At 50.6% G+C, this 13,308-nt stretch carries 3 protein-coding genes; all 3 read left to right on the forward strand.

Going from position 1 to position 13,308, the window contains the following annotated elements:
• Positions 1 to 79: 79 nt before the first annotated feature.
• From DZK30_RS05150 to fabD, 3 genes are read left to right on the forward strand one after another with little or no spacing between them, the layout of a single operon-like run.
• Positions 80 to 10,441 carry an SDR family NAD(P)-dependent oxidoreductase gene (locus tag DZK30_RS05150; protein WP_162902851.1) on the forward strand — a complete coding sequence of 3,454 codons (10,362 nt, stop codon included), beginning with the start codon at positions 80 to 82 and terminating at the stop codon, positions 10,439 to 10,441.
• 19 nt (positions 10,442 to 10,460) lie between these two features.
• Entirely contained in the window at positions 10,461 to 11,057 is a 597-nt protein-coding gene (locus DZK30_RS05155; RefSeq protein WP_162902852.1) for a hypothetical protein, read from the forward strand.
• Positions 11,054 to 13,306, forward strand: a complete 2,253-nt coding sequence (gene fabD, locus DZK30_RS05160) for an ACP S-malonyltransferase (RefSeq protein ID WP_118972998.1) — start codon at positions 11,054 to 11,056, stop codon at positions 13,304 to 13,306. Before DZK30_RS05155 ends, fabD begins: the two co-directional genes overlap by 4 nt.
• The last annotated feature ends 2 nt before the right edge of the window (positions 13,307 to 13,308 follow it).

Raw genomic sequence — 13,308 nt, forward strand, 5'->3', positions numbered from 1 at the left:
GCATACGCCGTGCAATAGCAGGGACGGCTGATGCTGCATGCCAATGCCGTTTTTATTCATCTGCTCCAAACACAATACTATGAACACCCAAAAAGTGCCTTTAGTACAACAGCCCGTAGCAATTATCGGAATGGCTTGCCGCTTTCCGGGAGCGGAGCATTATGAGGAATTCTGGCAGAATTTAATGGATGGAAGATCCGGCATTTCCGAGATACCACAGGAAAGGTGGCGCTGGAAGCAATACCAGGACGCCTTTCCGGGAAATGGTTCATCGGGGAAATGGGGCGGTTTTATCAAAGATGTGGATCGTTTCGATGCATCTTTCTTTCAGATCTCCGGTAAGGAAGCGGAGCTGATGGATCCACAACAGCGTATCATGCTGGAATTGACCTGGTCTTGCCTGGAGGATGCGGGTCTGCCTCCTTCAAGGCTTTCCGGTACCCATACAGGTGTTTTTGTCGGTGTATTCAATTATGATTATAAGGAGCTGGCGGAGCGTGGCGGTTCAGTCGAAGCGCATTACGGCACAGGGACTTCCGCGGCTCTGGTAGCGAACCGCTTATCCTATTACTATAATCTGAAGGGACCCAGCGTTCCCATCGATACGGCCTGTTCCAGCTCGTTGCAGGCCATACACATGGCAGCACAGTCTATACAGGTGGGTGAATGCGATATGGCTTTAGCAGGTGGCGTGAGCTTATTGCTTACGCCGGCCAGGCATATTGCATTTGCGAAGGCAGGTATGTTGTCGCCTACAGGAAGCTGTAAGAGTTTTGATGATAGCGCCGATGGCTATGTACGTGGCGAGGGGGCGGGCATCTTGCTGTTAAAATCGCTGGATAAGGCACAGGCCGACGGTGATATTATTTATGGGGTATTGCGTGGAAGTGCCGCAAATCATTGCGGAAAGACGTATACCATTACTTATCCGAGTCCGGCTGCGCAGGCCGAGGTCATAGCGATGGCTGTAAAGCGTGCGGGCATTCCGGTAGAGACAATCAACCATATAGAAGCGCATGGTACCGGAACACCTAAAGGGGACCCTATTGAATTTGAAGGCCTGGTTAAAGCTTTCGCAATGCAGGTGCAACCCGGTAGTACGAAACACAATTACTGCGGCGTGGGCTCTGTAAAGGCAAGCATCGGCCACCTGGAATCTACCGCCGGAGTAGCGGGTATGATAAAGGTATTGCTGGCTATGAAATACCGAAAGCTGCCGGGTGTATTACACTTCGGGAAGTTAAACAGTCGCATTTCACTAAATGATACCCCTTTCTATATCATTGACCGGCATCACGACTGGGCGCCCGTTTTAGATAAGGATGATCATCCTTATCCGCGCAGGGCCGGCGTAAGCTCATTTGGCTTTGGCGGTACCAATGCGCACGTTGTGCTGGAAGAAGCGCCTTATGCTAAGCCTGTGACACGGACGGCACGACCTGCTTATCTGATCTGTCTTTCGGCAAAAAATAGAGAGGCGTTGCAGCAGAAAATAGCGGCGCTGGCGGCATGGGTCGATGCTGGTGGAAGACATGCTCATCTTGCAGATATCAGCTATACGCTGCTTCTGGGAAGAGATCATTTTCAATACCGCAAAGCTTTTGTGGCAGCGAATATGGGAAGCTTATCAGCTTTACTGCGGCGTGCCCTGGAGTCGCAGCAGGAAACAGAAGCGATACTCCCGGTCATGCAAGCGGAGGTCTCAGACCCGATTTTATTGGATATAGACGGTAGCGATATACTGCCTATACCCACGGCCACCGATTATATCGATAGACTGGAGCGCCTGGCGGCTTCGTACACCAAGGGTTACAACGGCAACTGGTCATTACTGTTCGGCGATGACGAAGTAAAACGGATCGCTATGCCGGCTTACCCCTTTCAACGGGCCAGGTATTGGTTGCAGGAAACCGGAGCGCCGGCTTATGTGAAATCTTTTTCATACCAGGAGCCTGCAGCACCAGCTGCGTTGCGGGAATCCCTTTTTACCGGCAATGAGTGTTTCCTGGAGGATCACGTTTTTAACGGCCGGAAGATACTGCCCGCAGTTGTCTATATGGAACTAGTACATAGTCGTGTGCAGCAATTACTGGCTACGCAGATGTCCGGGAACGATGTGGTCTGCTTAAAGAACCTGGTTTGGATGTCGCCGTTTATCGTGGATCAGGAAGCAGCCACACTCCAGATAGACATGGAGCAAAGGGAAAACGGCAGCCTGTACTATGAGGCTTTTTCGGAAGATCTGTTGCAGCAAAAAAAAGTACATAGCTGCGGAACGGCCTATCTGGCGCAGGTGCCTGAAATACCCGTAGCTGACATAGCTCAGCTCATGGTTAATGGTGCTCCGGGCCCATTGGAAGGCAAACATTTTTATAGCTTACTTGAGGACGCGGGATTTCACTATGGGCCATCTCATCAGATGGTCGAACGGCTCTTCGTTTATAAAGACAAGGTCTTCGCCAGGTTGAAAGCCGGTGCGCCCACGCACCCGGAAACGCTTGCATATACTTTGCACCCGGGCTATATGGATGCGGCATTGCAGGCGACCATGGGTTGGCTGGCGATGGATGCAGCAAATGGTGCGCCTGTTATGGTCCCCTTGCCCTTTGCCATGCAGGAGGTGAAGGTATATGCTTCCAGCAGAGAAGTAGAATGGGCCATAGTACATAAGGTAATGGATAAGGCCGGTTTACTGGATATTGATCTCTGCGATGCTTCCGGAAAAGTGTGTGTGCAGATGAAGGGATATAGCGGAAGAATTATGGTCCGCGAGTCCATCTCAACGATCGATATTGTGCCGGATGATGATGTCTGTAAATTGGAAAGTCTCTGGTCAGAACGGCAAACGACGAGCCATGCCGACGTACAGTCATTCGACAATCACATTGTTGTGCTGTGCGACAGTAGGTCTTCAGCGACTGACGATACAGACGTCCGTTGGCAAAATATCACGCGTTTTACGCTGAAAAGTGAAGCGGTGGACATGGAGAACAGGTTCGCCGATTATTGCTGGAAACTAATGGAACTTGTTCAGGATCTGTTCGCGCGCCATCGGGGAAAAACGTTGATGCAGGTTGTCGTTGATCACGAAGGCCCAGGACGGCTTTTAGCCGGATTGAGTGGCCTGCTGAAAACCGTATCTACCGAATACACTAAGTTTCAGACGCAGATCATTGAATATCCGAAAGCGGAAAGCAAACAGCTCTTATCGATGCTTTTGGCCAACAAAGCATCTGCGGCTGATCGCCATGTCAGGTACAGGAGCGGTAAGCGATGGGTGAAAAGCTGGCGATATGTACCGGAACAAACATCTGTTGAAAATCCGTGGCGTAACAAGGGTGTTTATCTCATTACCGGCGGCGCAGGCGGCTTGGGCTTGATTTTTGCCACAGAGATCGCCGGGAGGACTACTCGCGCAACCATCATTCTTTCCGGCCGTAGCCCGCTATCCCGGGAAAATGAAGCGCGATTGCAGGCCTTACGAACCCAAGGCAACACGATACGCTACAGGCAGCTTGATGTTACGGATGCCCACGCCGTAAGGGAAACGATGGATTGGATCAGGGATACTTTTGGCGGACTGCATGGCATTGTACACGCGGCGGGCATCATCAATGATAATTACATCATTCGCAAAACACGGGACGAGCTGGAAGGTGTATTGGCGCCAAAGGTTGCGGGGCTGATCAATCTGGATGAGGCAAGCGCCGGAATGAAGCTTGATCTTTTTGTGCTGTTCTCTTCTACCAGCGGTGCACTCGGCAATATTGGCCAGTCCGATTACAGCGCCGCAAATAACTTTATGGACGAATACGCATGCTATCGCAATACACTTCGATCGCAGGGATTGCGAAGCGGAAGATGCATTGCTATCAGTTGGCCGTTCTGGAAGGATGGCGGCATGCGGCTTACGGAAACGGGTATTACCGCTTTATACCGGTATGCAGGAATGGTACCCATGGAGACGGAAAAAGGCATAAATGCATTTTACACCGTGCTGCAATCGGAGCAGGATCATGTTATGGTGATGCAAGGCGACAGGGAATTACTGCTCAAAAGACTTCAGTGTGATCCGGAAGAAAATACAAGACCGGCATCCGGTTTTCTTGAACAAATAAACGAACTGAAAATGAATCCCTACGAAAATGAACAAATCAAGGAGCTGATACAGCAGCTCATATACATGGCAGCGGGTATTCTGAAATCGTCTGCTGCTGACATCGATCCCAAAGCGCCGTTAGATGAATACGGCTTTGATTCGATCCTGTATACGGAGTTTGCGCTCAGGCTAAACGAAACATTCCAAACAGAAGTTGCACCCACATTGTTTTTTCAATATGATACGATTGCTGCGTTAGCGGCTTATCTGATCGATGCAGGTGCAGCCGGACCGCAGCCTGCTGAAGATACCGGCCGTCCCGGCAACCGGCATCCCGTGCGGGCAATCAAGGAGGATATGCTGCAGTGGCTGACCGGGGCGTTGTGCGGTTACGCGGCAGCAGTGTTAAAGGTCCCGGCAACCGATATTGACCCGGGTGCCGGCATGGACAAATATAGTTACGATTCCATCGCCTACACCGAGTTTGCGATCAGGCTAAACGACGCCTTCGGTCTTCAGCTCGCGCCTACTTTATTTTTTGAGCATGCCACATTAAGTGCATTGGCAGCACATTTACTGGACCGTTGGCCTTCTGTCTTTGAAGAGAAATTTTCTTCAAAGGCCCCTGATCAGGAATTACCCGGCGAATCCCTGCAAATGGAACAAAGACGTATTGCCAATGGGAAGGAAGACGCAGGTCCTCCAGACGCTGATCCATCGGATTCGCTTATTGCCATTATTGGTGTTAGCGGCAGTTTTGCGATGTCGGAAGATCTCGAAGCATTATGGAAAAACCTGATTGAAGAAAGAGATTGTATCAGCGAAATTCCCGCCGACCGTTGGGACTGGCAAAGTCATTTTGGTAATGCTGTATCTGAACAAGGCAAGACTTCTGTGAAATGGGGTGGCTTTATGAAAGACCTGAATGCATTTGATGCAGCGTTTTTCAATATCTCGCCGGGTGAGGCCGCTTATATCGATCCGCAGCAGCGCCTGTTGCTGATGCATGTCTGGAAGACGCTGGAAGATGCGGGTTATGCACCGCAGGATTTCTATGGCAGCAATACAGCGTTGTTTACCGGGATTACAAGTCATGAGTATAGTGCCCGGGTTTCCAGGATGAATGTCAAAACAGAGGGCTATCATCAGGCGAGTATTATTTCCTGCATCGGACCTAACCGCGTGAGCTATTTCCTGAACCTGCACGGCACCAGTGAGCCGGTAGATACAGCTTGTTCCAGTTCGCTTGTTGCCATTCACCGCGCAGTGCGTGAGATCAGGTCGGGCGATTCGGAAATGGCCATTGCAGGTGGCGTAACAGTGCTTTCGTCTTTGCCCTCCTACATCAGCTTCGATAAGGCCGGTATGCTTTCGAGGACTGGTCGCAGCAAAACATTCTCAGACCAGGCCGATGGTTACGCGCGTGGTGAAGGCATTGGAGTAGTTCTGTTAAAACGTTTGGATGCTGCAGAGCGCGATGGCGACCATATTTACGGCGTCATCAAAGGATCGGCAGTAAATCATGGCGGGCGGGCCAATTCGCTCCAGGCGCCGAATATGCGGGCACAAGCCGCTTTGCTGAAAGCGGCCTATTCGAAGGCAGGCATTGATCCCCGCACAGTAGGCTACATCGAAGCACATGGCACCGGCACCAGGATCGGCGATCCTATCGAGGTCGATGCCTTGAAAGCGGCTTTTAAAGAATTGTATGGCGAGACTGGTAATACGGCCGTTGATACGACGCATTGCGGATTAGGCTCGCTGAAAACCAATATCGGTCATTCCGAGTACGCTGCCGGAATTGCAGGTGTTATTAAGGTATTGCTGCAGATGAAACACCGGACTTTGGTCAAGACCTTACATTGCGATACCGTTAACCCATACATCGACCTGAAAGGCAGTCCCTTCTTTATTGTCAGGGAAACGCAGCCCTGGAAGGCTTTGCGGGATGATCTTGGAAAGGAATTGCCGAGAAGAGCAGGCGTAAGCTCTTTTGGCTTTGGCGGTGTTAATGCCCACGTTATTCTTGAAGAGTACATCGATAAGCGATTGCCCCAAAGTGTTGCTGATGTCTCTCGTAGTCATCCTGCCATCTTTGTTCTGTCGGCAAAAAAGGCAGAGCAGCTTAAGGTGCAGGTGCAGCAGTTATTAGAGGCAATTCAATCCGGAAGGTATACCGGAGATATGTTTAGGGATGTAGCCTATACGCTCCAGGTTGGCCGCAATGCTATGGAAGAGCGCCTTTGCATATTGGCAGATACTTTTAGCGAGCTGGCCGGTAAATTGGAGCGTTTCCTGAAACAGGGAACGCAGGGAGATGGCTTATGGATAGGCCAGGTGAAAAGGGTAAAACCGGGTAGCGGCACGATAGACAACGTACCGGTAGACAAAAAGGTGGTAGCAGCTATTAGCACGCACGATTATCGTGGCCTGGCTCAATTGTGGATAGATGGCTATGCGGTACCCTGGGCGCTTTTATATACAGGGACTAAGCCCCGTCGTTTGAGCCTGCCGACTTACCCCTTCTCTAAAGATGTTTTCACGCTGAATGCGGAATATACCCTGGTGGCTAAGACTGTAATGCCAATGGCTCAACCGGTGCCGGAAGCAGGAAGTACGGTAACAGAAAAGCCGCGAAAGCAGATACAGGAGGTACTGGTGGCCAATATTGCCCGTTTGCTGAATATGGATGCCCGACATATAATGCTTGATGAAAACCTCGATGAATACGGCTTTGATTCGGTTTTGTATACGCAGTTTTCCATTGAATTGAACGAACAATTCGGTTGGGATTTGACGCCGGCCATATTTTTCCGGTATCCCGATATCGAACAGCTATCCGCTTACCTGTCCGGCGAATACCCGGCAACGTTTAATACGTCGGGTCACACCATAGAAGCACCATCTTTGCCGGGGACAGGAGTTGATAGCGTTAGCCATGGTGCTACTGCTCCGGTGGAAATGCTCCAAATGCTTACCGGCAAGGTCGCGCAGATATTGAAATTCAGTGAGGACCTGATCGACCCGCATGCAGACCTGAATGAATACGGTCTGGATTCGATCATCGTAACGCAATTGACCAGCGAGCTGAATGAAGCATTTAATATCGAGCTGACGCCCAATATCATTTTCGGATGTCAGAACCTGAATGCGCTAAGTGTCTACCTGCAGGATAACTATACCGGTTTTTTTTCAAAGGCGCCGTCTGATCCACGGGCTGATGTTTCCCAAGGAAACGAGCCATTGAAAGGGGCAGATAGCCAACCGGCGCCATTCGCTTCGAGCGAAAAGAAAGATCCGTCTGCAGTGGCCATAGTCGGGTTGAGTATCCAATTTCCCATGGCAAAAGATGCCGGCCAGTTCTGGGATAACCTGGTTGAGGAAAAGCATTGTATCGCTGAGATACCCGCCGATCGGTGGGATTGGCGCGATTACCCTGAACTAAAGATAAAATGGGGCGGCTTTATGGATGATATGGCAACGTTCGATCCGCTTTTCTTCAAAATATCTCCGGCGGAAGCATTGCAGATGGATCCCCAGCAACGTTTGCTGATGCAGCATGCCTGGAAGGCAATCGAAGATGCCGGGTACGATCCGCATTCACTCTCTGGTTCCAACACAGGTGTTTTTGCGGGTGTTCTTTGCTACGAATACAGCAAGCTGCTGGCAAAGGCAGATGTTCCGATTGCAAGCCATTCATTGATGGGTATGGTCGGTTCTATGGGACCCAACCGCATTAGCTATTTCCTGGACATTCATGGGCCCAGCGAAGCTATTGAAACCGCCTGTTCCAGTTCATTGGTTGCTATTCACCGGGCCGTGGAGGCCATCAGGTCCGGTGCCTGTGATACAGCGCTGGCCGGAGGCGTAAATACGCTGTTGTCGCCAGATGTTTTTGTAAGCCTCGACGAGGCGGGTACCTTAAGCCCTGATGGTGTCTGCAGGCCTTTTTCCGATCAGGCCAAGGGGTATGTGCGGGGCGAGGGCACCGGCGTGGTTTTCTTAAAGCGGCTCGAAGACGCAGAACGCGACGGCGATCATATTTACGCCGTAGTCAGGAGTACTACCGAAAATCATGGCGGACGCGCCAATACGTTGACATCACCTAATCCCAAGGCACAGGCTGCTTTACTGCATACCGCCTACCGCAAGGCGGGCATCGATCCCCGTACGGTGGGCTATATCGAAACGCACGGTACCGGTACCGAATTGGGAGATCCTATTGAGGTTGGCGCGCTGAGGAAAGCTTTTGGTCAATTATACGAAGATAACAGCACGACTTTCAATGGTGAAAAACACTGTGGCATTGGTTCCGTGAAGGCCAATATCGGTCACCTGGAAGTGGCCGCAGGTATTGCCGGGGTAGCTAAAGTGCTGTTGCAGATGAAACATAAAAAGCTGGTCAAAAGTCTCCATTGCGAACGGTTGAATCCGTACATCGATTTTAATGACGGACCTTTTTATGTCGTCAATGCAACGGAAGAATGGAAAGCGTTGTGTAGCCCATCCGGCGAAGCATTGCCAAGACGCGCCGGTGTAAGCTCGTTCGGATTTGGTGGCGTAAGCGCGCATATCGTATTGGAGGAGTACATCCCGAAACAAAAGCCTGACGCAGATCCGGGGCAGTATGTAGTGGTCTTGTCGGCAAAAAACAGGGGCAGGCTGTCCGAGTATGCGGAGCATCTGCGCAATGCCATTGAAAAGAAGCAAGTAAAAGACAGTGACATGGCAAGCCTTGCCTATACCTTGCAGACCGGTAGGGAGGCTATGGAAGAGCGGCTTGCTATGGTGGTCGATTCCCTGTCGCAATTGCGGACCGCGTTACATGAATTTATTTCCGGTGATGCTTTTAGTGGTACAGGCTATTTGGGCAGTACCCGGCAAAAGGCTGGGACAAATGCATCCGGAGCTTCAGCTCTTTTATCAAAGATGGCTGCCGCGTGGGTACAAGGCGAAGACGTAGATTGGCGCAGTTTATATGGCGACGAAAAGCCGATGCGGATGAGCTTGCCCACCTATCCGTTTGAGCGTAAACGATTCTGGCCTCTCGATCCTGATCACAAAGAGCCGGAAGAATCGGCACAGAACGACCAAGCGCTTAGCCCGGCTACAGATCATAACCTGGATGCACGCGCCATTGCCTATTTTAAACACACAATTGCCGGGCTTGTGAAGATTCCGGTATCGGAAATCCGGGAGACGGAAATGCTGATCCATTACGGCGTAGATTCCATCGCTATCAGCAGACTGCTGGTGAAGATGAAAAGCGTAATGCCTAAGGTGACGAATAGCGTGGTGTTTGAGCATCCGACAATTGCCGAGCTGGTTGCATACCTAGTCGGTCACGAGCAAGAAGGTCTGCGAAAGCTGCTGGGCGATACTGTTGCGCCAAAAGAAGAAAGCTATTGCTCAGGAAATAGCATGCTGTTGCTCAACGAAGGCGGTAAGGGCAAACCGGTATTTTGGTTCCACCCGGGTGGCGACGGTATTGATGGGTACCAGTATTTTGCCGAAGCCAGTGAGCGGCCATTCTACGGAATTGTCGCCGATCAATGGATCCGGGAACGAAAGCATATCCGGGGTATTCCGGAAATGGCAGCTGAATATCTCCGTATGATCCGGTCCATACAGCCGGAAGGTCCTTATGACCTGGGTGGATTTTCTCTAGGTGGTGCGTTGGCTTATGAAGCAACCCGCCAGCTGCAATTGGAGGGGCAACGGGTGTCTACCATTACCATGATTGATTCAGTGTACGTTCCGGAATTGATGGGTAAATTCCTGCTCGACTACAAAACGATGCTGCTGCAAACGGTAAACCTGTTATTGATGTCATCGTCTTCGAAAGAAGGGATAGAAAGAACCGCCAGGCTTATTCATCGCAGGGAACTGGACACTGGCCTCTCCAACGATGCTTTCCTGGATCAGGTGATGCAGTGCGCGCAGCAACGTGGCTTTGCCTATCCTGTAGCCTACCTGAATGCTATAGTAGCAAAGGGGCTTAAGGTAAGGGACGCTTCGGAATTTGCCGATTACAAGGTATTGCCGCTGATCGATCCTGCCGCTGTTCGTTGTGATTATTTTGTCAACGGCACGCAATCTTTTTATGGTGCGCTGGCTCCTTACTTTATACTAAATGAAAAGGATAATGTACCTCTGGAACAGGTAGATTATTGGGCGGCCTGGGAAAAGCAGCTTTTGCACTTCCGGAAGACGGAGCTTCCGGTTACAGATCATGTAACGCTTATGAACGATCGCAACCTGCTCAGGCCGGTTATCGACCATTGTAAAGCGCTGTATGCTTCCCGGCAGCACAATGTCCAATTTGAATACGCAACCTCATAAAATCTCAAAAGAATCTTTAATGAAAACATCTATAGCAAAATTGCCCGCAACTTATGCTGAGTTACAGCATTTCAGAGCAAATGATATATATCTTCCCGATATGAACTGGGAAGAGCTTGTGGCAGACTTCTTTCCTGAAACGGTTTCCCAGGTGGCACAAGGGCTTTCCAATACTACTTCTGCATTCTATGGACTGATGCTGCAGGAAATCGGAAACAGGTTTGGATCAGAGGCCATGGAGCGCATTTCAAAGGCTACGGTATACGCTTTGGGAAGAAGGACCACCAGGAGGCTGCTCCAGCGTAAACCCGGATTGGAGCGCAATGCTATCGGGATAGCCAAAGTAGCCATGTCTGCGATATTCAACGCCAGTCCTGAGTACAGCTTTGAAGTGATCCGGTACGATGAAGATCGTGTGGAAATGTTGATGAGGGGGATCGATCGCTACCATAAAATTGCCCGCGAACTCGATATTCATACCTGGTTGTCCTCACCCATCGACGCGTTTGCACAGGGCATCAACGATGAGTTGGGTCTATCCTATAAAATAGCCATGGAAGTATATGGCATAGATGAAGAAAGTCATTGTTTTTATAAACTCAGTTTCGGTATATGAAGGTCTTCTTATTTCCCGGACAGGGGTCGCAGATACGCGGGATGGGTGAGCAGCTCTTCCCCAAATACCCCGGGCTGGTCGCAGCTGCAAACCGCATATTAGGCTACGATGTAGTGAGCCTTTGCCTGCGCGATCCGGACCGGTGTTTAAATAAAACACAGTTTACGCAGCCGGCTTTATATGTGGTGAGCGCGCTGTCCTATCTGGATAGCATCGGCACCGAAGGCAAACCCGACTACTTGCTGGGGCACAGCTTTGGCGAGTATGTAGCCTTATTTGCCGCAGGCGCATTTTCCTTCGAGACGGGACTGATGCTGGTAAAGAAAAGGGCAGAGCTGATGAGTAACAGCAGGGGAGGCAGTATGGCTGCGCTGTTAGGCATGAACATAGATCAGGTGAAGGCGGTGCTGGATAAGCATGGGTATGATGGCATTGACATCGCCAATCATAATTCCTATGAGCAGATCGTGATCACCGGCCCCACTGAAGATATTATTTCGGCGCAGCAGGCATTTGAAACGGAGGATATCAGGCTCTATTTTCCGCTTAATGTAAGCGGCGCCTTTCATTCCAGGTATATGAAAGACGCGGCCGAAGCATTCGGAAGATTTGCAGCAACCTGTACGTTTGAGCCCCTGCAGATACCCGTGATCGCGAACGTTACGGCGCGACCTTACCAGGACAACCGGATAGTTGCGCTTTTAAAGGAACAGATCGTGGGGCAGGTAAGATGGTATGAAAGCATCAGCTACCTGCTGGGAAAAGGCGACATGCAGTTTTTCGAGATAGGCCCCGGCGATGTGCTTAAGAAAATGCTCGTGCACATTCAAAAGCACCCGATGCCTGTCCCTGCAGATAAGCCAGTGCAACATGGGTCGGCAATTGCTGCAACGGCAAATGGTCTGCAAATGGTCACCCCTGAATCTTTAGGCGCAGCGACTTTTAAGAGTGACTATGGTGTCAGATATGCCTATGTGACCGGGGCAATGGTACACGGGATCGCTTCCCGGGAGCTGGTGGTGAAGATGGGGAAGGCAGGTATGCTCAGCTATTTCGGTACCGGAGGACTGAAACTTCATGATATAGAATCAGCAATTATTGAGATCAAAGCAAAGCTTGGTCAGGGAGAGCCATTCGGGATGAATTTGCTCAATGGCTCGCGGCAGGCAGAGACCGCAGCGCTGTTTATGAAACACGGTATACGGAATATTGAGGCCTCCGCCTTCATGAATATTACACCCGAGCTGGTGCAGCTACGCGTTAAAGGGATTCAGAGGAAACAAGATGGCGTAGTAGAAACGAAGACGCGGATCATGGCGAAAATATCCCGTCCGGAAGTGGCCACTGTTTTTTTGAGTCCTCCGCCTGCCACCATATTAAAACAGCTACTGGCTGTCGGTGTCCTGACGGCAGAAGAAGTCTCATGGGCAGCCTTGATCCCTATGGCCGACGATATCTGTGTAGAAGCAGATTCCGGAGGACATACCGACGGTGGCGTAGCCTTTACTTTATTGCCGGGCATTATGCGGCTGCGCGATGACATGATGACACAGCATGGCTATACGAGAATGGTGAGGATTGGCGCCGCAGGCGGTATCGGCACGCCGGAAGCCGCTGCCGCTGCATTTGTTATGGGGGCGGATTTTATATTGACGGGTTCCATTAACCAATGCACGGTGGAATCGGGGATGAGCGCTGTGGTAAAAGATATGCTGCAGGAAGCCGAGGTGCAGGATACGCAATATGCACCCGCCGGAGATATGTTCGAGATCGGCGCGAAAGTGCAGGTATTGCGTAAGGGGACTTTTTTCCCGGGAAGAGTAAATAAGCTGTATGAGCTATATCGTAATCATAATTCGCTGGAAGAGATAGACGCTGATACCCGTTCGCAGATTCAGCAACGCTATTTTAAACGGTCATTCGAGGAAGTTTATGAAGATGTGAAAGCGTATTATTCACCGGATGAAATTGCCGTCGCGGAGCGCAACCCGAAACAAAAAATGGCTTATATCTTCCGCTGGTATTTCGGTTACGCCAATGCGCTTGCGCTGAATGGCAACGAAGCCGGCCGGCCCGATTTTCAGATTCATTGTGGGCCTGCCTTGGGAGCATTTAACCGTTGGGTGAAGCATACGCCCCTGGAGAACTGGCGAAACAGGCATGTGGATGAAATGGCCGCAAAGATAATGACAGAAACCGCGAACCTCCTTAATGAGCGGATCCGCTATTGGCAAACCAAACTTCAATAAAG

The sequence above is a fragment of the Taibaiella koreensis genome, assembly GCF_003545715.1.
GTDB lineage: Bacteria > Bacteroidota > Bacteroidia > Chitinophagales > Chitinophagaceae > Taibaiella > Taibaiella koreensis.